Raw genomic sequence first — 22,688 nt, forward strand, 5'->3', positions numbered from 1 at the left:
GGCTGAAGACGTGCCATCTGTTCGTCCGTCAGCCAGAATAGGTTGCTCATGATATACCCCTGAAACTCAGGCGCTTGAATCACGCAACCGAGAGGGCGACAACCAAATTAATGGGTCCAGAACCTAGCTGCCTGCGTCCAAGACCTATGGACTTCGCGTAGCAAACGAGCGCGCGTCGGTTCGTCTACAGCAATTCCTTCTTCTGCCAATATCTCGTCAGTGGCATCTCCATACCATTTTTCTAACCCGCCCTCAGCAGCCTCCGCCTGTTGGCTCAGTTCCAGAACGCGGTGCCAAATCTCAGGCTCTCCCGGTTCATTTTCCAATACTTCCATAAGGCGGAAATACACGCGCGCCGAAAGTGCGACGATCTTTTTCAATGGGAGGGGTTCAGGCTTTGCCCGAAGGGAAGCCCACCGCTTTTGAATTTTGGCGTACTCAGCCGCAAATCGCTCCTTGGCGACTGCTGGGTCTCTCGTGCGGAGTGACTTTGACACCTCAGCGCGGCCAACGATTCCCTTAAGGTCCGCTGGAACGCGCACCCTGACGTAGTAGATTCTGCTCTTTTTGTCTTTGACTGGTGTAGGCATGGTAAGGGTCACTGTGTAGGACTCCTGTGTAGGAGTCTGCAAGCGCAAGCCGTTGGTTCGGCATAAGTTTTTGACGAATATAAGGAAATCATGGTGCTGCTGGAGAGAATTGAACTCTCGACCTCTCCCTTACCAAGGGAGTGCTCTACCTCTGAGCTACAGCAGCGCTGTGGGCGGGTGATTAGACTCAAACGAAACGCGGCGCAAGGGTGTCTGGACGGTTTTTTTCGTCTCCTGTAGAGAAAGACAATGGCAGATAAAAATTCACCTAAAAAAGACGGTAAATCCGGGGACGCGCGCGAAGAACGGCTTAAGGCCGCGCTTAAGGCGAATATGGCGCGGCGCAAGGCGCAGGCCAAAGCGCGGGCGGCATCCGAGGACAAGACCGGCAAGGACGAGGGATAAGAGCAGATGGATTCGATTTTGGTAACGGGCAACGGGCCGCTGAACGGTCAGATACCGATTGCGGGGGCCAAGAACGCATGCCTGACGCTGATGCCCGCAACGTTGCTCAGCGAAGAACCGCTGACGCTGACCAATGCGCCGCGACTGAGTGACATCAAGACAATGACTGCGCTGTTGCAATCGCTCGGGGCCGAGGTGTCCTCGTTGCAGGATGGTCAGGTGCTGGCGATGTCCAGCCATGATCTGACCAGTCAGACAGCGGATTATGAGATCGTGCGCAAGATGCGGGCGTCCAATCTGGTGCTGGGTCCTTTGCTGGCGCGTTTTGGACAGGCCGTTGTGTCGTTGCCGGGGGGGTGTGCCATCGGTGCGCGGCCGATGGACCTGCATGTCGAAGGTCTTGAGGCGCTGGGCGCCGAGATCGAGCTTAAAGACGGTTACTTGCACGCCAAAGCCCCGGGTGGGCTGAAAGGCGCAGTGCATGAGATGCGCTTTGCCTCGGTGGGCGCAACTGAGAACATCGTTATGGCCGCCACGCTGGCCAAAGGCACGACCGTTCTGAAGAACGCCGCGCGTGAGCCTGAGATTGTTGACCTGGTTGAGTGCCTACGCAAGATGGGTGCGCAAATTTCGGGTGAGGGGACCTCGACCATCGAGATTCAGGGCGTTGATCGCCTGCATGGTGCAACGCATCAGGTGGTGACCGACCGGATCGAACTGGGCACATATATGTTGGCCCCGGCCATGTGCGGCGGTGAAGTTGAGTTGTTGGGTGGTCGGATGGCTTTGGTCGAATCTTTTGCGGCCAAGCTGGATGCGGCAGGAGTGCATGTCGAAGAAACCCCAAATGGCCTGAAGGTTGCCCGTAAGAACGGCCGTGTTAACGCTGTGGACGTTGTGACCGAGCCGTTTCCCGGCTTCCCGACGGATTTGCAGGCGCAGATGATGGCGCTGATGTGCACGGCCGAAGGTACCTCGGTTCTAGAAGAACGTATCTTTGAGAACCGCTTCATGCATGCCCCGGAATTGGTGCGCATGGGCGCGAATATTGAAGTGCACGGTGGCACGGCGACCGTGACCGGGGTTGAACGTCTGAAGGGAGCGCCGGTGATGGCGACGGATTTGCGGGCCTCAGTCTCGTTGATTCTGGCCGGAATGGCGGCTGAAGGGGAAACGACCGTCAGTCGGGTCTATCATCTGGACCGCGGATATGAACATGTGGTGCGTAAGCTGGAAGGCGTGGGCGCAAAGATTGAACGGATCAAAGGCCAATGACAGATGCAAGTTTCGAAGACGGACGTGAGGCCCCACTGAATCTGGGGGCCGAGGACGCCGATGACCTTCAGGTGATCTCAACCCTGGCGCAGGATGCGATTTTCCCAATCACCGAGATGACGTGGCGGCCCTCTGAGCGTCGCTTTGGCCTGTTGCTGAACCGGTTCCGCTGGGAAGACAAAGATGCCGCCGCCCGCCGCGACCGCCCGTTTGAACGGGTGCAGTCGGTTCTGGTTTTCGATTCAGTGCTGTCTGTGGCGAGCCAAGGGGTCGAACGCGGCGACAAGGAAATGGTGATGTCCCTGCTGTCGATTGATTTCGAAGCGGGCGAAGACGGTGCCGGGCAGATCATGCTGACACTGGCGGGGGACGGTACGATCCGCTTGTCGGTCGAGGCGCTGGATGTCACCCTCAAGGACGTGACCCGGCCGTATCAGGCCCCATCCGGTCAGGCACCGCACCATCCGGAATAAGCGCGGCATAGCGCAGGCATTCACCGGCCCCCCCCCAAGGTCTGGTGCTGCGTCGTGCGACCGTTTTCGACGTGTTCGATCTGAGCCGTGTTCTGGTCCGGTCAATTACCGAGCTTTGCACGGCGGACCATCAGGATGATCCTAAGGTGATCGCACAATGGACCGCAAACAAGGATCCGGCGACGATCAGGGGCTGGATCAGGAACGGCGTACAAATCTGGCTTGCCGAGAATAACGGGCAGACTGCGGCAGTCGGTGGGCTGACCGAAGCTGGAGAAATCACGCTTTTGTATATCGATCCAGATCACATTGGTTGGGGTATTGGCGGCGCTTTGTTGAAGGCGCTTGAGCAAGAACTTATCGACTTTGGCTGTGCCGAGGGGCAGCTTGAAGCCACCCAAACGGCACAGGGTTTCTATGTGCGGCACGGCTGGGAAGCCACCAGAGGATGCAGTCAGCGCAATGACGTGTCCTGTCTGAGTATGCGCAAATCGTTGCACCTACAGGACTGAGGGTTGAGGCCGGCCCATCTGGGCGGTATGTCCCGATCAAACGCTCCGGAGTGCCAGAACATGCCTGTTTTCCTCGACACGACGTCGTCTGAATTCGAGACCGCCTTCAAAACACTATTGTCCGCCAAGCGCGAGGACAGCCCGGATGTGGACGCCGTTGTCGCCGGGATTATCGATGACGTGCGGAAACGTGGCGATGCGGCGGTGATCGAGCTGACCGCCAAGTTTGACCGACTGGAGCTGACGTCCGAAACAATGGCCTTCAGCGCTGAACAGATCACCGAGGCTGTGGATCAGGTCTCGTCCGAAGATCGGGCTGCTTTGGAATTGGCCGCTGAGCGCATCAGATCCTATCACGAAAAGCAGTTGCCAGAGGATCACGAGTGGACAGATTCGTCGGGCGCAATGCTGGGTTGGCGTTGGTCTGCTGTGTCGGCTGCCGGTCTCTACGTGCCCGGCGGGCTGGCATCGTACCCGTCTTCCGTGCTGATGAACGCAATCCCCGCGAAGGTCGCTGGGGTTGAGCGTCTGGCCATTGCCGTGCCGACACCGGACGGGCAAGTGAACCCGTTGGTCCTGCTGGCGGCGCAGCTTTCCGGTGTGGACACGATCTATCGTATTGGCGGGGCACAGGCGATTGCCGCACTGGCCTATGGCACCGACACAATTGCAGCGGTCGACAAGATCACGGGTCCGGGCAACGCATTTGTAGCCGCCGCCAAGCGCCGCGTATTCGGGAAGGTTGGCATCGACATGATTGCCGGTCCGTCCGAGATTTTGGTGATTGCCGACAAGGATAATGATCCCGACTGGATCGCGCTGGATCTACTTAGCCAGGCAGAACATGACGAAAGCGCGCAGTCGATTCTGATTACAAATGACGCCGGGTTTGGACAGGCCGTCGCCAAAGCTGTCGACAAACGCCTGGAAACCCTGCAGCGCCGCGCCATCGCAGGGGCCAGTTGGCGTGATTTCGGCGCGATCATCACCGTGCGTGATTTGGACGAGGCGGCGGCACTGTCGAACCGCATCGCGCCCGAGCACCTTGAGCTGTGCGTGACGGATCCCGTGGCGCTGAGCGCGAAGACTGTCCACGCCGGCGCGATCTTCCTGGGCCAGTACACGCCCGAGGCCATAGGTGACTATGTTGGCGGCCCCAATCACGTGCTGCCGACGGCTCGTTCGGCCCGTTTCTCCTCTGGTCTCAGTGTGATGGACTTCCTCAAGCGCACAACACTCAGCCGGATGACACCAGAAGCCCTGCGTGCGATTGGACCCGCAGCTGAGCAACTGGCGCAATCCGAAAGCCTCGAGGCGCATGGACTTTCAGTAACGGCGCGGTTGAAGCGTCTGAACGGCTAAATCCTTATGGCCTAAGGGTCACACCCGCCGCGAACCTGCACGGATTATCTAGGTAGGGGCTTGAAACAACCTGTTGTTCAACGGCGCCTTTACCGAAGGACCTGACAAATAGGAGCCAGACTTGGAACGCGTGGCAACACTCTGGATCGGCAAGCGGTTTAGTTTTCTGGAGCATTTGTGCCTGAAATCCTTCGCGGATGTGGACCAGAAGCCGATCGTCTACCACTATGGCGACCTAGAGGATATTCCGGACTACATTGAGGCGCGCGACGCACGCGAAATTTTTGATACGTCCGAGATTTACCGTGATCCAATCACCCGATCCGTTGCCGTTCATGCGGATCTGTTCCGCCTGAAACTTATGCAGGATACGGACTATATCTGGGTGGATGCCGATGCCTATGCGAACAGACCGTTCGAGACGAACCAGGGCTACCTGTTCCCGCAAGGGAACCGTAACAAACAACGGTTGATGAATGGCGTTCTGGCCTTTCCATCTGGAAGCCTAGCGTTAAAGCAGATGTGCGAATTTGCATTCGAAAGCGATCTTGTTCCGCCCTGGTGGCCGGAAGATCAGCAACAAGCCTACCTGCGTATCTTTGGAAAATCCACGTATTGGAGTTTGCCCCTGTTTAGCCTGGGGCCTCCAATGCTGTATTACTATGTCTCTAAAAGCGACGAGAATTCGATGGCAACGCCGCGAACCGAATTGTATTCAATTCCGCCGCGCTTCCGTGCTTTGTGGAACGACCCAGATATCTCAAAGCTGGATTTTCTCGAGTGGCAGGACAAGATGTCGATCCACTTTTATGGATCATGGTTCCGTCGGATGTTTTCAGGCGTAAAGAGCTTTAATGAAGGCTCTCTGATCGATCAGCTTCTGAAAAACCATCAAATCGACCCTGCGGAGCATCCGATTTGATCTGCTCTTGCGTTGTTCATCATTTTTAATTGCGATAAGTCTGTCCCGACCTGAACGGACCACGCATTATGACTCGTATCTCGCACATCGAACTAGATGACCGAAACCTGCCACCGCCGACCCCCGAAATCGAGCAGGAGCGTAAGGTTGCGATCTATGATTTACTGGAAGAAAACAGCTTTGCGCTGCCTGTACGCGATGACCGTGTCGTGCCCGACGGACCGTACCGTGTGCAGCTATCGATCCGCGACAAACGGCTGGTCTTCGACATCGCCACAGAGGCTGAGGAAAAGGCGGCAGAGTTTCATCTGTCACTGGGGCCGTTTCGCCAGGTGGTCAAAGATTACTTTCAGATCTGCGAAAGCTATTTCAACGCGGTAAAGACCCTGCCGCCCAGCCAGATCGAAACCATCGACATGGCCCGTCGCGGCATCCACAACGAAGGCAGCCGCGTTTTGCAAGAACGTCTTGAAGGTAAGGCTGACATCGACACCGATACCGCACGCCGTTTGTTCACGCTGATCTGCGTGCTGCATTTCGGGGGCTGACGCGTGAAGCCTTTGCCGCAGTCGGTCCTGTTTTGTTGCGACCATAACGCGGTTCGGTCCCCTATGGCCGAAGGGCTCATGAAAAAGTTCTACGGCACCGGCACCTACGTACAATCCGCCGGTGTGCGAAATGACCTTGAGATTGACGGGTTCTGCATCGCGGTTTGCCAAGAAGTCGGCGTTGAACTGTCCCGTCACCGGTCACGCTCGTTTGATGAAATGCAGGAATGGGGCGACGACCTAAGCTCGTTCGACCTGATCGTTGCGTTGTCGCCGGCCAGTCAACGCCAGGCTCTGGAATTGACGCGCATTTTTCACTTGGATGTCGATTATTGGCCAATAATGGACCCTACCGGACTGGGCGAAAGCCGCGCAGACAAGTTAATTCACTACCGACAGACCCGCGACCAGATCATTCAGCATCTGAAGGGCCGCTGGGGCGAACCTACGGAGTGACCATGAACCAGACCGTCAAAACCTATTTCGACGCTTTCAACGCCGGTGACGTCGACGGCATGCTGGCCTGCCTGTCCGATGATGTGGCGCATCACGTGAACGAAGGCCAGATCCGCACCGGTAAGGAAAAATTCACGGCCTTTTGCGCCCATATGAACCGCTGCTACAAGGAACACCTAACGGATATCGTGGTGTTCGAGGCCGCAGGCGGTACTCGTGCTGCGGCAGAGTTCACTGTGAACGGTTCCTATCTGCAAACGGATGAGGGTTTGCCCGAAGCCCGCGGTCAGACCTATCGCTTGCCCGCCGGGTCGTTCTTTGACTTGAAAGACGACAAAATTACCCGCGTCACCACGTTCTACAACCTCGCTGACTGGACCAAGCAGGTCTCGAATGGCTGAGGTTACAGCTGTTCGTCCCCTGACCGGGGCGGCGCTGACAGATGCCTTGGATGATGTGGCGCGTTTGCGGATCCAGGTGTTTCGGGCGTGGCCGTATCTGTATGACGGCGACATCAAATACGAGCGGAAGTACCTTCAGTCCTACCGGGACAGCGATAAGGCTATCGTGGTCGGGGCATTTGATAGAGACCGCCTGATAGGCGCTTCGACCGGTGCCCCACTGACCGACCACGCTGATGATTTCGCTGCCGCCTTTGATGGCTCTGGTCTGGATCTGAACGAAGTCTTCTATTGCGCCGAGTCTGTCCTTTTATCGGATTATCGAGGGCAGGGAGTTGGCCATAAGTTCTTTGACCTTCGCGAGGAACACGCACGCAAGCTGGGCTTCAGAAAATGCGCCTTTTGCAGCGTGCAGCGCCCTGTTGATCACCCGATGCGTCCGGAAAACTATCGCCCCCTGGATGCCTTCTGGCACGCGCGTGGATACGAACCGCTGCGTGGTGTGATCGCGCAGTTTTCTTGGAAGGATGTTGGCGAAGAGGGCGAAACAGCAAAGCGACTGCAGTTTTGGATGCGGGCTTTATAGATAGTTTTCTGTTCTCTGTGGACGATATCGACGTTCTGCATCCCCGCGCAAACGGTAAGTGCCCGCGATTCACGGCCGAAGCAGGAAACGCTCTTGGCGCATTCCGATGCCTCGCGGTGGACGCGAAGAGAAACTGAGCTACCCGTCATATTTCGGATAGATAAACCCGTTCACTGGGTAGAAATTGCCATACCGGCCCGGTTGGGTTTCAACACGGACCAAGGTCCAATCATTGTGTTTGGATACGTCCCTGACGCCCATTTTCAACGATACCTTGTTTCGGTGCCAGTTGGCGTGATTCACAATAACTTCCCGGTCCGTGACAATATCCGACACGACAGCCACATGACCCAGGGGCATTCCGCGGGTTGCCCGAAACGACATCACAGCACCGACAGCTGGTTCATTGCCGCGTTCAAATGTACTGCGCGCCCTTCCCCACCAATCCTTGGCGTTGCCACGAATTTGGATGCCGCTGAGGTTCCGTGCGTAGGGAACGCACCACACCCTTTGCCCCCGGGCTTGCTTTTGCGCGACCTCCCGCAAAGCCATTGACTGACGTTCCGGATTGAGGTCTGCATCGGTTGGACGCTCGGAGCAGGCGGAGACAAGACAAAAAACACCCACCGCAATCGCGGTTCGGGCGGTGCCGGACAGGCGCGGCCAAATCGTATTTGTTTTGTAGGTGCTGTATTCCAAGACGCTTCATTGCCGGTTCGAAGACTAACGGGGTTCTACGATGATTTGGCCGAAAATGAAAAGGGGCTTGCCAATTCTCCCGCAAGATTTTGCCAGTTCCCTGTGCCGTTGTTAACCCAATGGCTGAACTGGAAGACGCATATGCACTCGTTGTGATGGATGTTGCGCTTGAAAAAGAAGTCGGCACTGAGCCCACAGTGGAGTTGTTCATTCAATACACATGTTGACAGGATGGGGCTATACAGACCGCGAACTCACACTTAAATTCGCCCGAGTTTGGACCGCAAGGATAGCCCATGAAAGTCGCTACTGCCGCCTATAACCTCGATTGGCTCGACAGCTGGGCGCAGTATGAAGACAAGCTGGACCGCTGGGTCTCAGACGCCGCGGGGCAGGGGGCGGACCTGCTGGTTTTTCCTGAATATGGCGCGATGGAGCTGTCTACGCTCGACGGGGCCGAGGTGGCGGGTGATCTGGAGCGGTCGATCCACGCGGTCTCGGATCGGATGGCGGATGTGCGAAATCTGCACCGGCGCCTCGCGCAGGAGTACAAGACGTACATTTTGGGCGCATCGGCCCCGGTTGTGGATGGCCCTGGTCGACCTGTGAACCGGGCTGCATTCTATGCGCCAGATGGCAAACAGGACCATCAGGACAAACAGATCATGACCCGGTTCGAACGCGAGTCGTGGGATATTGCCCCTGGCGGCCCACTGAAACTGTTCGATACTGCGCTGGGCAAAATCGGGGTGCTGATCTGTTACGATAGTGAGTTCCCGCTGTTGGGTCGTGCTCTCAGCGAGGCAGACCTTATCCTTGTCCCATCCTGCACCGAGGCGTTGTCAGGCTATTGGCGGGTGCGTATCGGCGCGATGTCCAGAGCATTGGAAAATCAATGCGTTACGGTGATGTCGTCCCTGGTGGGCGCTAATGATTGGTCCGAAGCCGTTGATCTGAACACCGGCACTGGCGGTATATTTGGTCCACCGGACAAGGGCTTTCCCGCGACCGGAGTGCTGGCCGAAGACACCCTGAACCAACCCGGCTGGACTTATGCTGAAGTCGACATGTCGGCCATCGCCTGTGTGCGTTCCGATGGCCATGTCCTCAACCGAACTCATTGGGATGAGCAATCACCCCGAGTCGATTCGGTCACAATATCCGCCCTATAGGTGATTCCGCCCTTGAAATAGGGCCAAAATAGGCTCATTTAAGCGCACATCCCCGCAGATTCTGCGGGTGCAACTTAAATGTGGAGACAACATGGCCAAGGAAGATACGCTCGAATTTCCCGGTGTCGTGAAGGAACTCCTGCCTAATGCGACGTTTCGGGTCGAGCTGGAAAACGGCCATGAGATCATCGCACATACGGCAGGCAAGATGCGCAAGAACCGCATCCGTGTTCTGGCCGGCGACAAAGTTCAGGTCGAGATGACCCCCTATGATCTGACCAAGGGTCGGATCAACTACCGCTTCAAGTAACGCCTGCCGCAATGGCGTTTATCTTAGGATCGGGCAGCCCAAGGCGGCTGGACCTGTTGGCCCAGCTTGGCGTGCAGCCCGATGCCATCCGTGCACCCGACATTGATGAAACGCCGCTGAAAGGTGAGCTGCCGGTGCCATATTGCAATCGCATTACGCGGGCAAAAGTGCAGGCGGTACAGGCCGATGGCGACGATGTAACTCTTTGTGCGGATACCACTGTCGCACTGGGTCGCCGTATTCTGGGAAAACCGGAAGACGCGGGCCAGGCGGCTGAATTCCTGCATGCTTTGTCCGGTCGACGGCACCGCGTAATCACCTCGGTCGCTGTACGGCGCGGGGACCGAGTTCTGCAACGTGATGTGGTGTCTCAGGTCAAGGTCAAACGCCTGTCAGACGTCGAAATCAACGCTTACCTGGCGACCGGAGACTGGCAGGGCAAAGCAGGCGCTTACGCCATTCAAGGCCCTGCCGGGGCTTTCATCCCTTGGATTTCTGGTTCGTTTACCGGCATCGTGGGGCTCCCCCTGTCCGAGACCGCCGCGCTTTTGCAAGGCATCGGCTATCCCCTGTATCGTGAGGTGTCATGAAGGGTCGAACCATCGTTCTGGATCACATCGAAAACCGCGAAGCTGCCGCCCTTATGGTCGACGGTCAGTTGGACGATTTCCTGATTGCAGCGGACGCGCCCGCGCCGGGCACGATTTACCGCGCCCGTGCCGACCGACCGGTCAAAGGGCAGGGCGGCATGTTCCTGACCACGCCTGACGGTCCGGCTTTCTTGCGACAGGTCAAAGGGCTCGCACCCGGTGCACTGATGTTGGTTCAGGTGACGGGCTATGCTGAACCCGGTAAGGCACTGCCAGTGACTGATCGGGTTCTGTTCAAAAGCCGCTATGCGATCGTCACGCCTGATGCGCCCGGTTTGAATATCTCACGTTCCATCCACGACGAAGATGAGCGTGACCGCCTTCTTGAGATCGCTCATGAGAGCATGGAGGGCAGCAGCCATGGCCTGATCCTGCGGTCCTGTTGTGAGGGCGAAGGTGCGGCTGAAATCGCCGAAGATATCGGTGCGATGCTGGCCCATGCGGATCAGGTTTTGAACGATCCGGGAACTGAGCCCGAGCTGCTGCTGGAAGGTGACGGACCCCATGTTCTGGCCTGGCGCGACTGGACTGACCCAGCTGAGGTTGTGACACAGCCGGGCAGTTTCGAAACGCATGGCGTATTGGATGCATTGGACGTGGCGCGTGGTATTTCCGAGCCACTGCCCGGAGGCGGGTATCTATATATTCAGCCCACCCGGGCCTTGGTCGCTGTGGATGTCAACACCGGGTCCGACACGTCGATGGCAGCCGGAACCAAGGTCAATTTCGCCTGTGCCAAGGGGCTTGCCCGTGCCTTGCGCGTTCGCGGTCTTGGGGGGCAAATCACTCTGGACCTAGCACCAATGCCAAAAAAGGATCGCCGTGGGTTCGAAGCCTCTCTGCGCGCTGCGTTGAAGGCAGATTCGGTCGAAACCACGCTGGCAGGCTGGACCCCTCTTGGCCACTACGAGCTACAGCGCAAACGCGGTCGTATCCCGTTGTCGGAAGTGCTGAAATGAGCTGCCCGATCTGCGCAGAAAAGTCTGTAACCGAGTTTCGACCATTCTGTTCGAAACGGTGTGCTGATATTGATCTGGCCAAGTGGCTGAACGGGTCCTACGCGGTTCCATCGCAGCGGGAAGAGGACGTTGAAACCGAAGTTTCCGATCCCGAAGCAGAGCAACAACGTCCACATTGAAAAAATGTGAAAAAGCCTCTGGACACTGCCAGTGGCAAGTCATAGAAGGCCTCCACCCAACGGCAAACGCCGTTCCCGTGCCCGGGTAGCTCAGGGGTAGAGCAGTGGATTGAAAATCCTCGTGTCGGTGGTTCGATTCCGCCCCCGGGCACCATCCCTTCAGCTATCCCATTGGTATCAATCCAGCTTTTAGCAACTGCTTGGAGCCGTAGACCATGTCGGAGACCATTTCGCCCACGTTCACCTTCGTAAAAGATGGAGTTTTCTACTTCAGTCGTCGCATCCCGAAAGAGCTGCTTCGCCACTATTCGTCGCCACGGATCGCTTACTCGCTGCGTACACGGTCAGGAAAGATCGCTGAAGCTCGTGCCAGAAAGGCAGCAGACCAGCTCGATGACTACTGGTTCCACCTCAGATCACAAGATGTGCAGCTGCCGGGAAAGCACATGCTGAGGATGGGAGCTACAGGTGCGATAGGGTCTTCTTCTGTTTCACATGTAAGTTTGTCTTCATTTGTTTTGTTGTCAGAGGCCGTGGCGATATACCTTGAGCAGAAGGGCAAGGGCCGTCCGGTCACGTTCCACCGAGCCGCTGAGCGAGCGTGTGGCTACGTAATCGATGCCTGCGGTGACAAGCACCTCGATGTCTACTCCAAAGCTGACGCAAACAAGTTCCGTGATGCACTGATTGCACAAGGCTTGGCAGGTAGCAGTTTGACCCGGGTCTTTGGCACACTACGAGCCGTCACGAACTTTGCAGCGAGTGAGCAGGGTCTGACGCTGAACAATCCCTTCGCTGGGGTCTACTATGACCGTACGGCGGGTGTATCCGACCGTAGCCCAATCCCTGCTGACAAGCTTGAAGCCGTCCAATCGAAATGTCGAGAGATCGACGACGACCTCCGTTGGCTTGTTGCGCTGGTCTCGGACACTGGAATGCGTCTCGCCGAAGCTGCAGGGTTGAGCAAGGAAGACATCGTCACCAAGAAAGATGGGTCTCTCGTTGTTTGTGTTCGTCACCATTCGTGGCGGCGTCTGAAGACCAAAGGCAGCGAGCGCGAAGTGCCACTTGAAGGTCAGGCGCGTTGGGCGGCGCAGCGTATCCTCGCTCAGGACGGTCCGTCAGAGTTCGCCTTCCCACGATACAACAAGACGGAGACAACAAACGCGAACGCTGCCAGTGCCGCATTGAACAAATGGATGAAAGAGTACACGCCAGCAGGATGCACTATGCACAGCTTCCGCCATTCAATGCGGGATCGCCTCAGGGCGGTTGAGCGTCCCGCCGACATTGTTGATCAGATCGGGGGCTGGCGAACGGACGGTGTAGACCACGGCTATGGCTCAGGGTACCCGCTTGAGGTTCTCCAGAAGTGGATGAAGGCAGTCACGTGAGCCGACATGGTCTACGGCTCCAAGCAGTTGCTAAAAGCTGGATTGATACCAATGGGATAGCTGAAGGGATGGTGCCCGGGGGCGGAGGTTCTGTACCTCCTACAGGCACTTCTTCAGCTGGTGTCTCCAGCAAAACAAGGGGTATGCGAGGTCGTGTGCTGCTGTCAACAGGCACCAAATGGTCTACGCAGTGGTCTACGGTGGCCTTCAGAACCCTTTAGCTGCCCCTAAAGCCCCGTTGCGGTTCCCGCGGGGCCGTACTCACACCGACACCTCCAGCGCCCCCTCACGCACCCCTGTGACCGCTCTAGGCCACCCGTGGTGCACTCATGGTTCAATGGGAGACCACCCCGGGAGGGGGGAAGACCCGAAGGGGACGTATAGGGAAAGGCGCAGAGATTTTTCTGGGAGAAACGAAGGGGGCGACGAGCAACCTTGAGAAGAGTTCGTGAGGTCAAACATGTCCCCAGAACCGGAATTTCCCAATATCCGTGCCCCTTAGGCTCTGGACCTATAAACAGGTCAGGACTTCAACGGCAGATTTTTACCAACACCGGACGTTCGCCGAAATCCCGGCTATGACCGAGTTGCGGACAAAGCTGACGTCCACAGGGCTCATCGATGATTGCCGCAACAACTGTGGTCAACGTGTATGATGTCAAAAAAGAAACAACTGTGTCACGAAATCAGAATCGAACACTAAGATTTGCCCCCAAACCATGTTCTTGACCATTTGAACGTACCGAATAGCCGTATCCTGCTGTTAGTCTGGCTTGCTCGGATATTTGATACCCTAGCCCCAACCCGAGAACGAAGCCGTTGGCTCCTCGGTTTTGCCCGACCTGTGTAAATGTCCCAAATACCGGGCTTGTAACCGTGACTTCATGCTCACCATCCTTGTTGGCAAAAAAGTCGTACTCGTAGCGAGCAAAGGCAATTGGGGTTAGCACACCATTGTCACTCAAAAAGTCCCGTTGATAGTCGACGCCAATCGAGGCGACCAAAGACTCTGCATCCGCTTTTTCAATTGAATAGTTGAAATCGCCGCCTCCGGTTTCTGTTCCAGTGCCTTGTTGGATGCGCCCGTAGTTTAGCCCGAAAACCGTGGAAACTCTTGCGCCACTGTCCAGATTAAACAGCTTCCGTGCCTGGATACCGGCGTGAATGCCTTCTTGGTCCAAATCCGACTTTGCCTCGCCTCCCGTAAACCCATCTACAGATGGGTTATTCCGCTTGGCGTCAGTTTCACCGAACATGTAACCGATTAGCCCGGAGAACTCCCACGTTCCGGTCGTTGTACGCCCGTAGACGCCCGCGTGATAGCTGTCGGTCGAAAAGTCCTGATCAACTTGATCGTGCTCATCCATGGAGGATGTCCCGAATCCTGCGTACACGCCAACGACCCCTCTTTCCGAACTGAAGACATCCGCGCCGACCAAAATAGTGCCGAGCGAATAGTCGAATGTCCCGAGGCCGTTACTTCCATCAACGTCCCCGCTCAAATAGGCCGTGTCGATCCACCAGCGCCGATCAGAGCAGTCGATTGCGTCACTAGGGCTGTGGACCGTGTCGATGCCACCTGATGCGACGGGTCTGTTTTGATTGTTGAAACCAACTGCTTGATATTTGCGGCAGTCAGCATGGCTCAGAACCGTGTTTGTTATCAGGTCTAGTTGCTCAAGCCCAATAGTCAGGTTGGAGGAATAGGGTTCCGCATGCACGCGATTAAACCCAGCCAGACCTGAATTGGTGAGCGTATTGACAGCGGCACCAATTGTTGAACCGCTACTGAGCCCCGTCCCCGGTGATGTGTTTGTGGTATTAGCAACCGCTCCAGCGAGGTTGCTGGCGTTTGGCGAACTGGTAACCGCCGGGTTCTGCGGTAAGCTTGAGACTGGTTGTGCAGTGAATGCAATGTCGACCTGACCATCTGCGGTGGGCGTATTGGCTATCGTCAGATTGGACAAAGCTGGCAGAGATCCACCTGCAACGAGCGTCGGTGAGTCCCCATCAATACTCGAGGCTTGAAGAACCGTGTAATTGTTGCCGGCCGCATAGTCTTGCGCAGTCAGACCGGGCTGAGCAGCCTCTACTTGGATTGTGGCGCTGTTAATTCCTGTCACCGGCCCACTAGATGACACCAAGTCCGCTTTCTGCCCGGCAGTCGGATCGACTTCACTTAAGAGCTTTGACCCAGATTCAAAGGCGATTCCGCCACTGTTATTAAGTGTACCAATTGAAAAGCCCGGGGAAAGCACCCCGCCGTTCTTAACTGTGAAGTTGAACGCGTTCACGGTTCCCGTACCGGCCAACGTGCCAAAATTCTCAAAGTTTACGGTGTTCAAACTACTTGCTGCATCAAGCCGAACAGTCGTGCCTGCTGCTATCGCCAGGTCACTGGTTGAAGAAATCGAACTATTCGTCAGTGTGAAATCGGACGCATCAACAATCCTTGTTTGGATGAAGTACGCACCGAAAACGACTTCGGTAGCTCCCATGACCGTTAGGTTGTCGTAGGTTAACGGGCGGTCGGATTGAAAATACATTTCTGTAGGGTCGATGTTGGCGCCGTTGAAGGGCGCAAACGTCATGGAACGACCTGAACCTATGGATGTTCCTATGAGGTTTACTCTTAGCTTGCCGTTTATGTTCGTAGCCAGCGCTTCTCGAGAAACAAAATCCCCACTGCCCGCTGCGACGTCCACATTCAGCAGCGTCAATACCGAGGCGTTACTGGGAACCAAGTTCTGTCCTGGGACATACAACTCAATTTCACCAGAAGACGTTATAGTAGAGTTCCCAATCGTTAGCCCTGTTATGGGCCCGTTTGGGATCGGAAGGCATGTTCGCTCGGTCGTTGAGATACTTTGATTTGCAAGAGTGGTTTCAGAACCTGATGAATACTCTATCCGGGGAGCGCCCAATTCTACGCAGGCCTGTGAGCTTTGGGCGTATGCGTGGCCCGGCAATAGCAAATAAGCCAAGGCACCCAACGTGGAACTAGAGACAATTAAGCGCTGAGCGTACCTTGCTGAATTTGCCGGGTCCTTTGTTTGCATTAGCGTTCTCCCCTAACTACACAAGTGAGGCTACACCCGTTTTTGATATGCAGTGCATTTTTTTAAGTATTTCGGAAAAGTCGAACGATTGACTGCTTTGGGCTCGAAGTAGACATTCGCTGCATTTGGCGTGAAAGACAGCTATCCGGACAAAGCGAGCACTCTAAGCGATGTTAATGCGCCGGATGCATTAGACGTTCATTCTGCTCGCAAGTTGCAAAGCGACTCAAACAAGGTCTGCTTAAAGTAGAGCTGCAAGTTGACCGATGCCCAACGTTAGCCAAATCAGCGCTATCGGCCAATCCAAGAGCAGCCCGTTTCCTTCCCCATGCGACACGTATCTTCCCCTACCTTTTGTTGTCTGGCGCAACCTCGGTACTGGTCGTTCCCGCCACGACGTGACTGGTCTTCTCGGCTGGCGAAGAGGCGTCGCGTTTTGAGAATCTGACGCTCACGAACACCGTGAAGCCAGCCATCATGAGGAACAGCACCCAGTGCAACGCAGAATCCTCGAAGACCGCTGAAACAAGGCTGGCAACTAACGGGCCTGCAATACCTCCGGCAGTCGTGACAAAAAGCATCGTCACCGAGGCTGCAGCGACATAGACGGGGGGCGTTCGGTCCATCGCGTGTGCGACGAGAAGCGAATACATTGTCAGCAAGGCTCCGCCCAGGATCAACATGAGGCCGAGGAATACCGAATGCCGGATTGTTCCGAAAATCGCATGATAGGCCGACCCGTCACCGCTGCCAACTATCGAGAAATATAAAAGCAGGGCTGAGGCGATTACTCCGTTGATAAGAATGATGACCCGCCGGTCGTAGCGGTCGGATGCCCACCCGAGCGGGTACATGAAGAGAACCCGTCCGAAATACAGTGCACCGATTAGGAGAGCGATCTCCTTGGTGCTGATCCCGAAAGTGGCGGCTCTGTAGGGCGTAACGTTGAGCAATGTCGTTGCGACCATTCCGACCGTAAATGCTCCGACCCACGCAGTGGGCGAGTCCTTGAACAACCCGCGAATCCGCACATTGGCGCTGGACTGGACGGTAGGAGGGTCAGATCGCGCGGCGGTCAGCACGACAATTGCAACGCAATAGAGCAGCGAAACCACGATGAAGGCTTCGTTGAGGTCTTCGGGCAAAACTTGGATCATAAGCTGGCTGCCGACGGACATCACGCCGAGCACCGTCGCATAAACCGCCAGAAGCCGCCCGCGACTGGCCTTCTCGGCAGAGACGCTGATCCACGCGTCGCCCAGAGCGAACAGTCCGGCTGTAGCAACACCGGTCGCGAACCTGACGAACAGCAGAACCGGAACGGGCTCGCTGAGCGCGAAGGTCAGGGTCGAGCCGATGCAGATGGCCGCGCCTGCGGCGAAGGAGCGGATGTGGCCGACCTTGGTTATCCACCCTGCGATGTAGAAACACCCGATAAGGAACCCGAGCGAGTAAGCTGCCGGAGCGAGTGCTGCAACTTCCTGTGACGCGCCGGTTTCGGCGAAGTATAGCGCCACCAGAGTCCCCGACGCGGCGGTCACAAGCTGCACCGATGCCATCGCCAGAAAGAGCGATCGCAGTGTCAGCAATCTCGCGGAGAACTCATTCGTCAAAGATGTTCATCCCAAATGTGGGCAGCGGGCTTCTGACACGATAACGGTGCATTTTGAGCCTGCCAGTTAAATGCCTATTGCGGAACTCGGCAACTGAAGCTCATCGGGTCGTTCGGGGCACCGCTGCCATTGTAGGTCACGACACCAGGGTGGGCGCAGATGATCCGTCCGCCTTGTCCGGTGGGGGGGCGACCCGGCGCAGGCGAGGCGTAGGGCGCGTCAAGCTGGTCGGGTGCCACGCCCGTGTCCAGCCAGTCTTCCAGCGCAGCAATATAGTCGGTGCCGTCCGGACCAGGACCGCCACGACAATGAGTGACGCCGGGACGGACAAACAACCGCACGTCATCAAGGGCGTTTGGGTCGAATTCCAGCACGCTCTCGTAGTAGGCGATTGTGCCGTAGGCTGTGAGCGAACTGTCCATCCAACCGTTGTCGATGATGAGTTTGCCGCCGTTGGCCCGGAATTCAGAAAGGTCTGGATTGTCCGCGTCGATTGTCGGACTGAGGCGTGCCGCTTGGTGCGCGAAATCTGAGAAATCGTAACCTTCGTAGGTCCAGTCCGGGTTGCCGTAGAAGAAGTATTTCATCAACTCCGTCGCAAATCCCCAACGCGCGTTCGGGATCTTTGGGCTTTCAAACGCACTCTCCTCCGAGCCCGGATGGAAATCGATGTCGGCGCCATCCACGTAGCCTCCGGTGATCCAGGTCGCCCAGCCAAGCGGACTGCCCGGCAATTCCGCTCCCATTGGCGTCCCAGGCCAGACGAAGCCGCCGAATTCCGCGTCGCCGTATATGGCTTTGGCTGCTGCTACCTGTTTCAGGCTGAGGCATTGATTGGTTTGACCTTCACCGCAGGTCAGTGTCGAGACATCGAAGTCACACTGTCTTGGATCATTCAGAATCCCGTCTTCAAGCCCGTCCAGTGCATCACAATGATCCATGATCGCACCCCAAAGGACGGCAAGGGCATCGGCATCTATCACTGGCGTCATGATCTGGTTCGGATCGGGATACATTATCTGGGCGTCGTGGGTCCACCGGCCAGCCATTTCCTTGGTCCAGGAATAGGCCGGGGCCCCGGCGTAAATGCCGTCGAACACATCAGGTGACCGCAGTGCTGCCATCAATGCCTGTCCGCCGCCACGGGAGCACCCAAAGAAGAGGTCGCGTTGGCTTTCGGACCCGTAATATTCTGAAATCAACGCCTTAGCCATTACCGCTGTTCGGTGCACTGCTTGAAACCCGAACGACACCTGCCGTTCGAGATTGTTGAGCGCCCAAACAGCGCTCACGTTGTTTCCCTTGTGCCCGGTGTCGGTCGAAACAGTCGCCCATCCCTTTTCGACAACCCCCCAGTACCCCTCGGCCGCGTTGTCAAAGTTTCCTGCAAAACCTCCGCTACCGCCCATTATGAACTTTCCGTTCCAGTCATCTGGCAGAAGCAGCTCGAACTCTGTTTCGGTACCGATGACTCCAACGACCCGGCAGTGTGGTTTCGGCGTTTCTTCAAGGGCGACGATCATAAGAGCAACGTCAGGCATGGGTGAAAAACTGGCGCTCTCGCACTGGTTCGCCATTGAGGTTGTCGGTATTGGGATTGCCACCGACATAACTAACAAAGAAAGGGCGGTTCTTTTTCTCGTCATAGACTGCTCCAGAATGGCTCGAAGCTGACTAAAACACTGGAAAGCCAAAATGAGAAGGCTAACCCTCCCAGATCAGATACCCGAAGTCTGCTTCACCACCTAGAGAAGCATTCGCGAGGGCCGATCTCAATCGGCAGCTAAGGGCTCAGAGCGGTCATCTGACTCTTTTTGTCGAATGACTGGATCGCGATGGATAGCGGCCTTTGCGATGCCCGATTCCATTCACCTAACCGTGTTCGATTTTGCGGATGTGACCAAAGCGAAGAAGGCCGAGGGAGCTACAACCAGAATCAATCTTAAAAACAAAGCTCGCGTTAGCCCACACGGTCCAGCATCAAATCCAACACGGCTGCGAACTTAGGATCAGGGTTACTGACTGCAAACGTTCGCGGCGGTCCCGTTCTCTTGGCAACTTGGAAACCATCCGTCAGAAATTCAATGTCCGCGACCTGCCCCCATGTGATACGCTCGTTCTTTTGATCGCCTTCAAAGACGAACGCCTTATCCGTCAACAACAACCGACCATGCGATGTGCCTTGCCATTCTTTATGCCTCTTTACGTTGCCGCCTCCGACACGGAAGCGAACGCCCTTCGCAATAGGTATTGAGACGGAACCGCCCACCGCGCCGAAGTTGCCTGTGCTCTTGAACTCCATCTTGGTCACATCGTCTTGGACAGCAACCAAGCTCTCCTTCGCCACCGGCCTATAGCCATAGTGCGTTGGATCAAGGACCGGCATGGACGCAGCCATCGTTCCTTCCTTAAGGTCGTCGGAAGGGACGGTAATCAACTCTTGCCGGGCGGCGTCTATTTTGTCCTGATAGGTTGCAACTTTGGGCGCATCAGCGACATGCGTCCCCCTTAGCCCACGCCACATCCACCGCAGTATTCTGTATGGGATATAGACCATGAGGAACATCGTTCCGAGAGCCAGCACCCAAGCAATTGCATCGACCATATTTATTCTCCTTAAGGCGCGAAGAGCGAGAAAACCCCACCTTCAAACAGGTACCACGCGGATTTGCGAGCTTCATTTGTCATGAAAGGGTAGATCGCGCTGAAACCGTTCGATGTGCACGAAATCCGGTGCACAAACAGTCGCTCTGAACTCAATTCCATACCTTCTCGATAGGGCAAGAACAGTTCGAACTCCGGGTTCTGGAAGAACGCGTCATTTTCATAGACGTTGTAAGTTGCTGAAAGGCCACCGTTACAGGTAAAGAAAACCCCGTCCGCAAAGCCTCGATTGAACGACTGAGACCGCCCTACAGCCTCCATCATGCTCATGGACCAAGCTTCTCGCCTTCGAAACCGACCACGGCCCACGTTGTGTCAATGAAGTCGGCGTGCGCGGGCGATGCAGCGCAAAGTGCGATGGGTATCAGTAGGCGCATCAGTACTTGAAAGTCCGCGTGAGGTTCGAAGCGTCTGCTTCCATTTCTATGCAGCCTTGCAGGATATTGTATGACCCGCCTGTAACCCGTGCCACGTCATCACAGTAGTTTCTCGACTGAGCGGGAATGCGCGACCAAATGGGCTTAAGTGTGTTGTAGGACTGTTGTTCCATGTCCATGCAGCCGTTCAAGATCATGGCGGAACCGCCGCTCACCGTCGCGACTTGTTGGCAATACTCTTTGGCATTGTATCTCGGAACCTCGGCGATGGCTGGCGTTGCCAGGCAGAGTACGACCGCCAAAAGTAATTTCTTCATCACGCCTCCTAAATTGCCCCCGCGAATGGGCAAATATTGCTTCCACCATGAGTTGATTGTTTCCGCGTTATGGTGTCACTGCGTGGGTCATAATGTGGAAATTTTGTGATGCGGCGAATGCATTTGGTTCAGATGTCAATCACCTTCCCAGAGCCCTCCCAGAGGATCACCTTAGGTTTCACCGGTAGGCGCCGAAGCTATTTTCTTAAATTCATTGTCGGTGCGACCCAGAAGCCATTCTATGGACCAGCTTACATCTGTATTGATATCTTGGATCTTTAAGCACGGTAAGATCAAAAAAGGTAGGAACGCAAACACATACGCGCCCACTAAGCTAGAAAAGGCTCCCGCTGTTCAGGCGAGAGCCACGTTGTTAAGCAGCAAGTTTTGTAGTCTCCGGTTGAAGTGCTTCGATGAGCTCAGCCGTGCTGTCTGTTTCTAGCCACAGCCTGAATAGACCTCTCATCCTTTCACTGGGTATGTACAACATCACAGGTTCATCGTTCCTAATTGTTGTGCGCCAGATCACCTGTACCATCTCAGAGATCGCGTAGATGTCGTCATTCATGTCGATCCCGCGATCAGCGAAGAAGTTCCTCAGAATTGGAAGCGAGAACCTGTTGGCCAGATACGCCATAGACCGCTTGTGAGCGAAGGCGTTGGTTGCCTTAGTGTTCAGAGGTGTCCAGCATCCTTTTCCCGAGAAGCCCTCGCCTTTCAGCTTTGTTCGATGGTCCTTAAAGGTAGTCCATGCATTTTCCCCAGCGCGGGTTTCGGCATGGTTCTTGAAGAATGTCACAGTGTTCCCTCTCAGCTTACTTAATGTGGCTGTGTCTGCACGTTTGAACCAAGAGGAAGACAACGGCTGCTCCCGACCTTTTGGAGTGCCGATGTCGTTGCCTTTGCCTTCATAGATTGTGACCAACTCCCTGATCTTTGCCTTTGCGTCATCTTCGTCGGATCCAGCCAATACACGAGAGAGTAACCGTAAGTGCGAGACCCGGATACTGCCTTAAGATCAAAGGACACGCCCTCTGCCTCCAAATATGACCGCATGGGTGATCCTTGGAAGAGGTAGGTCAGGACAAAGACCTCACCGAAGCACTCAAGAAACTCCGTCGGGAACTGCCAGATCAATACACGTTTACCCCGGTTGCCATCCGCATAGACAGCCAAGTTGCCATTGTCGCAGAGGTGCTTGATCGGAGAGAACTTTCCGACATAGTTTCCATGCTCATCATGGTTCCAGCGAAGACGGTTCGTAGCCTCTTCGACATACACCTTACCTGTCGTGAACAAGTCGTCTTGATCATGCTTGCTTAAACCATCGAAGAAATCACAACATGTCAGCACTTCATCGATGACGAGTGTGTAGTTGGCTTTCATGAGTGACTCGCGGGTCTCTTGAGTGATCAGCTTGAACAGTTCATGTGTGGTGGCGATGTTCTCGCGGTCGTCGATGAGCTTTTGAAGACCATAGAACTTCCGACCATGTATCGGCTTTGGGTCTTTAAAACCGAGATCGGGGCAAGCGTCTTTCACCCGCTCAACTTCATCCAAGAGAGGCGTCACGTAGATGAAGCGACGGTCAGGAGCGTTGAACAGTCCATCTACGTAAGCTCGGTTCATATATTCGATGATGTAAGAAGTTTTACCGGCACCCATGATGGTGTCGATGACAGTGACGTTAGTCATATCAGTATTTCCTATTGGAGCAGAAGTGCCTGTAAGGGCTTGTTCCGCAGTTATTGGGATAAGGTTGTCG

The 22,688-nt window shown here is 55.7% G+C and carries 26 protein-coding genes and 2 tRNA genes; 17 read left to right on the plus strand and 11 right to left on the minus strand.

The genetic code is table 11. The annotated features are described in order from the left end of the window. Positions 1-107: 107 nt before the first annotated feature. Together DK510_RS12990 and DK510_RS12995 are read right to left on the minus strand one after the other, a co-directional pair. Positions 108-602 carry a DUF6538 domain-containing protein gene (locus DK510_RS12990; protein WP_160116520.1) on the minus strand — a complete coding sequence of 165 codons (495 nt, stop codon included), beginning with the start codon at positions 600-602 and terminating at the stop codon, positions 108-110. A 79-nt stretch (positions 603-681) separates the two neighbouring features. Next, positions 682-756 (minus strand) — tRNA-Thr (locus tag DK510_RS12995). 83 nt (positions 757-839) lie between these two features. Between DK510_RS12995 and DK510_RS22985 the strand changes: the two genes are divergently transcribed. From DK510_RS22985 to DK510_RS13040, 10 genes are all read left to right on the plus strand, one after another. Further along, positions 840-995 carry a hypothetical protein gene (locus DK510_RS22985; RefSeq protein ID WP_199520031.1) on the plus strand — a complete coding sequence of 52 codons (156 nt, stop codon included), beginning with the start codon at positions 840-842 and terminating at the stop codon, positions 993-995. A 6-nt stretch (positions 996-1,001) separates the two neighbouring features. Then, positions 1,002-2,270, plus strand: a complete 1,269-nt coding sequence (gene murA, locus DK510_RS13000; protein WP_109312459.1) for a UDP-N-acetylglucosamine 1-carboxyvinyltransferase — start codon at positions 1,002-1,004, stop codon at positions 2,268-2,270. After that, positions 2,267-2,743: a DUF2948 family protein gene (locus DK510_RS13005; protein ID WP_058275388.1), complete on the plus strand. Its 477-nt coding sequence runs from the start codon at positions 2,267-2,269 to the stop codon at positions 2,741-2,743. Before murA ends, DK510_RS13005 begins: the two co-directional genes overlap by 4 nt. 44 nt (positions 2,744-2,787) lie before the next feature. Further along, on the plus strand, positions 2,788-3,255 hold the full coding sequence (locus DK510_RS13010; RefSeq protein WP_160116521.1) for a GNAT family N-acetyltransferase: 468 nt from the start codon (positions 2,788-2,790) through the stop codon (positions 3,253-3,255). Positions 3,256-3,315: 60 nt separating this feature from the next. After that, complete coding sequence (gene hisD, locus DK510_RS13015) at positions 3,316-4,617, plus strand: histidinol dehydrogenase (protein ID WP_109312461.1); 1,302 nt, start codon at positions 3,316-3,318, stop codon at positions 4,615-4,617. 121 nt (positions 4,618-4,738) lie between these two features. Then, positions 4,739-5,539: a hypothetical protein gene (locus tag DK510_RS13020; protein WP_109312462.1), complete on the plus strand. Its 801-nt coding sequence runs from the start codon at positions 4,739-4,741 to the stop codon at positions 5,537-5,539. Between the two features lie 68 nt (positions 5,540-5,607). After that, on the plus strand, positions 5,608-6,087 hold the full coding sequence (locus tag DK510_RS13025; RefSeq protein WP_058279383.1) for a UPF0262 family protein: 480 nt from the start codon (positions 5,608-5,610) through the stop codon (positions 6,085-6,087). 3 nt (positions 6,088-6,090) lie between these two features. Continuing rightward, positions 6,091-6,543: a low molecular weight phosphatase family protein gene (locus DK510_RS13030; RefSeq protein ID WP_058275393.1), complete on the plus strand. Its 453-nt coding sequence runs from the start codon at positions 6,091-6,093 to the stop codon at positions 6,541-6,543. Positions 6,544-6,545: 2 nt separating this feature from the next. Next, positions 6,546-6,944: a ketosteroid isomerase-related protein gene (locus tag DK510_RS13035; RefSeq protein WP_058275394.1), complete on the plus strand. Its 399-nt coding sequence runs from the start codon at positions 6,546-6,548 to the stop codon at positions 6,942-6,944. Continuing rightward, positions 6,937-7,530 (plus strand): GNAT family N-acetyltransferase, encoded by a 594-nt coding sequence (locus DK510_RS13040; protein WP_109312463.1) that lies wholly within the window; start codon positions 6,937-6,939, stop codon positions 7,528-7,530. Before DK510_RS13035 ends, DK510_RS13040 begins: the two co-directional genes overlap by 8 nt. 138 nt (positions 7,531-7,668) lie before the next feature. On the opposite strand, the gene DK510_RS13045 is transcribed toward DK510_RS13040, so the two are convergent. Next, positions 7,669-8,229 carry a CHAP domain-containing protein gene (locus DK510_RS13045; RefSeq protein WP_109312464.1) on the minus strand — a complete coding sequence of 187 codons (561 nt, stop codon included), beginning with the start codon at positions 8,227-8,229 and terminating at the stop codon, positions 7,669-7,671. 296 nt (positions 8,230-8,525) lie between these two features. On the opposite strand from DK510_RS13045, the gene DK510_RS13050 reads away from it, so the two are divergent. The 7 genes from DK510_RS13050 to DK510_RS13080 all read left to right on the plus strand — a co-directional run bounded on the left by DK510_RS13050 (position 8,526) and on the right by DK510_RS13080 (position 12,893). Then, positions 8,526-9,401, plus strand: a complete 876-nt coding sequence (locus DK510_RS13050) for a carbon-nitrogen hydrolase family protein (protein WP_109312465.1) — start codon at positions 8,526-8,528, stop codon at positions 9,399-9,401. A 91-nt stretch (positions 9,402-9,492) separates the two neighbouring features. After that, complete coding sequence (gene infA, locus DK510_RS13055; RefSeq protein WP_005978431.1) at positions 9,493-9,711, plus strand: translation initiation factor IF-1; 219 nt, start codon at positions 9,493-9,495, stop codon at positions 9,709-9,711. An 11-nt stretch (positions 9,712-9,722) separates the two neighbouring features. Then, positions 9,723-10,301 (plus strand): nucleoside triphosphate pyrophosphatase, encoded by a 579-nt coding sequence (locus DK510_RS13060; RefSeq protein WP_109312466.1) that lies wholly within the window; start codon positions 9,723-9,725, stop codon positions 10,299-10,301. Next, positions 10,298-11,320, plus strand: a complete 1,023-nt coding sequence (locus tag DK510_RS13065; RefSeq protein ID WP_109312467.1) for a ribonuclease E/G — start codon at positions 10,298-10,300, stop codon at positions 11,318-11,320. Before DK510_RS13060 ends, DK510_RS13065 begins: the two co-directional genes overlap by 4 nt. Then, positions 11,317-11,499, plus strand: a complete 183-nt coding sequence (locus DK510_RS13070; protein ID WP_109312468.1) for a DNA gyrase inhibitor YacG — start codon at positions 11,317-11,319, stop codon at positions 11,497-11,499. The genes DK510_RS13065 and DK510_RS13070 overlap by 4 nt, the downstream gene beginning before the upstream one ends. A gap of 79 nt (positions 11,500-11,578) precedes the next feature. After that, positions 11,579-11,653: transfer RNA gene (locus tag DK510_RS13075), tRNA-Phe, on the plus strand. A 61-nt stretch (positions 11,654-11,714) separates the two neighbouring features. Continuing rightward, positions 11,715-12,893 (plus strand): DUF6538 domain-containing protein, encoded by a 1,179-nt coding sequence (locus DK510_RS13080; RefSeq protein WP_200833240.1) that lies wholly within the window; start codon positions 11,715-11,717, stop codon positions 12,891-12,893. A gap of 686 nt (positions 12,894-13,579) precedes the next feature. Here the strand turns inward: DK510_RS13080 and DK510_RS13085 are convergent. From DK510_RS13085 to DK510_RS13120, 8 genes are all read right to left on the minus strand, one after another. After that, positions 13,580-15,637 carry an autotransporter outer membrane beta-barrel domain-containing protein gene (locus DK510_RS13085; protein WP_234999076.1) on the minus strand — a complete coding sequence of 686 codons (2,058 nt, stop codon included), beginning with the start codon at positions 15,635-15,637 and terminating at the stop codon, positions 13,580-13,582. 662 nt (positions 15,638-16,299) lie between these two features. Continuing rightward, entirely contained in the window at positions 16,300-17,565 is a 1,266-nt protein-coding gene (locus DK510_RS13090) for an MFS transporter (protein ID WP_234999077.1), read from the minus strand. A 74-nt stretch (positions 17,566-17,639) separates the two neighbouring features. Next, positions 17,640-19,106, minus strand: a complete 1,467-nt coding sequence (locus DK510_RS13095; RefSeq protein ID WP_160116522.1) for a tannase/feruloyl esterase family alpha/beta hydrolase — start codon at positions 19,104-19,106, stop codon at positions 17,640-17,642. A 419-nt stretch (positions 19,107-19,525) separates the two neighbouring features. Continuing rightward, positions 19,526-20,170 (minus strand): hypothetical protein, encoded by a 645-nt coding sequence (locus DK510_RS13100; protein WP_109312472.1) that lies wholly within the window; start codon positions 20,168-20,170, stop codon positions 19,526-19,528. Positions 20,171-20,181: 11 nt separating this feature from the next. Further along, positions 20,182-20,499: a hypothetical protein gene (locus DK510_RS13105; RefSeq protein WP_109312473.1), complete on the minus strand. Its 318-nt coding sequence runs from the start codon at positions 20,497-20,499 to the stop codon at positions 20,182-20,184. A gap of 106 nt (positions 20,500-20,605) precedes the next feature. Next, positions 20,606-20,923: a hypothetical protein gene (locus DK510_RS13110; protein WP_109312474.1), complete on the minus strand. Its 318-nt coding sequence runs from the start codon at positions 20,921-20,923 to the stop codon at positions 20,606-20,608. Between the two features lie 373 nt (positions 20,924-21,296). Further along, a complete protein-coding gene (locus DK510_RS13115; protein ID WP_109312475.1) occupies positions 21,297-21,722 on the minus strand; it encodes a hypothetical protein in 426 nt (141 codons plus the stop codon). A gap of 20 nt (positions 21,723-21,742) precedes the next feature. Then, positions 21,743-22,618, minus strand: a complete 876-nt coding sequence (locus DK510_RS13120; protein ID WP_109312476.1) for a hypothetical protein — start codon at positions 22,616-22,618, stop codon at positions 21,743-21,745. Positions 22,619-22,688: the final 70 nt, after the last annotated feature.

It is taken from the genome of Ruegeria sp. AU67 (genome assembly GCF_900312795.1).
Taxonomy (GTDB): domain Bacteria; phylum Pseudomonadota; class Alphaproteobacteria; order Rhodobacterales; family Rhodobacteraceae; genus Ruegeria; species Ruegeria atlantica.

Bases quoted from the DNA above. Each gene is read 5' to 3' on its own strand.
- DK510_RS13050 (WP_109312465.1), top strand. From the start codon at position 8,526: ATGAAAGTCGCTACTGCCGCCTATAACCTCGATTGGCTCGACAGCTGG.
- infA (WP_005978431.1), top strand. From the start codon at position 9,493: ATGGCCAAGGAAGATACGCTCGAATTTCCCGGTGTCGTGAAGGAACTC.
- DK510_RS13120 (WP_109312476.1), bottom strand. From the start codon at position 22,618: ATGACTAACGTCACTGTCATCGACACCATCATGGGTGCCGGTAAAACT.
- DK510_RS13105 (WP_109312473.1), bottom strand. From the start codon at position 20,499: ATGAGCATGATGGAGGCTGTAGGGCGGTCTCAGTCGTTCAATCGAGGC.
- DK510_RS13095 (WP_160116522.1), bottom strand. From the start codon at position 19,106: ATGCCTGACGTTGCTCTTATGATCGTCGCCCTTGAAGAAACGCCGAAA.
- DK510_RS13065 (WP_109312467.1), top strand. From the start codon at position 10,298: ATGAAGGGTCGAACCATCGTTCTGGATCACATCGAAAACCGCGAAGCT.
- DK510_RS13035 (WP_058275394.1), top strand. From the start codon at position 6,546: ATGAACCAGACCGTCAAAACCTATTTCGACGCTTTCAACGCCGGTGAC.
- murA (WP_109312459.1), top strand. From the start codon at position 1,002: ATGGATTCGATTTTGGTAACGGGCAACGGGCCGCTGAACGGTCAGATA.
- DK510_RS13100 (WP_109312472.1), bottom strand. From the start codon at position 20,170: ATGGTCGATGCAATTGCTTGGGTGCTGGCTCTCGGAACGATGTTCCTC.
- DK510_RS13060 (WP_109312466.1), top strand. From the start codon at position 9,723: ATGGCGTTTATCTTAGGATCGGGCAGCCCAAGGCGGCTGGACCTGTTG.
- DK510_RS13040 (WP_109312463.1), top strand. From the start codon at position 6,937: ATGGCTGAGGTTACAGCTGTTCGTCCCCTGACCGGGGCGGCGCTGACA.
- DK510_RS13005 (WP_058275388.1), top strand. From the start codon at position 2,267: ATGACAGATGCAAGTTTCGAAGACGGACGTGAGGCCCCACTGAATCTG.
- DK510_RS13110 (WP_109312474.1), bottom strand. From the start codon at position 20,923: ATGAAGAAATTACTTTTGGCGGTCGTACTCTGCCTGGCAACGCCAGCC.
- DK510_RS13070 (WP_109312468.1), top strand. From the start codon at position 11,317: ATGAGCTGCCCGATCTGCGCAGAAAAGTCTGTAACCGAGTTTCGACCA.
- DK510_RS22985 (WP_199520031.1), top strand. From the start codon at position 840: ATGGCAGATAAAAATTCACCTAAAAAAGACGGTAAATCCGGGGACGCG.
- DK510_RS13025 (WP_058279383.1), top strand. From the start codon at position 5,608: ATGACTCGTATCTCGCACATCGAACTAGATGACCGAAACCTGCCACCG.
- hisD (WP_109312461.1), top strand. From the start codon at position 3,316: ATGCCTGTTTTCCTCGACACGACGTCGTCTGAATTCGAGACCGCCTTC.
- DK510_RS13080 (WP_200833240.1), top strand. From the start codon at position 11,715: ATGTCGGAGACCATTTCGCCCACGTTCACCTTCGTAAAAGATGGAGTT.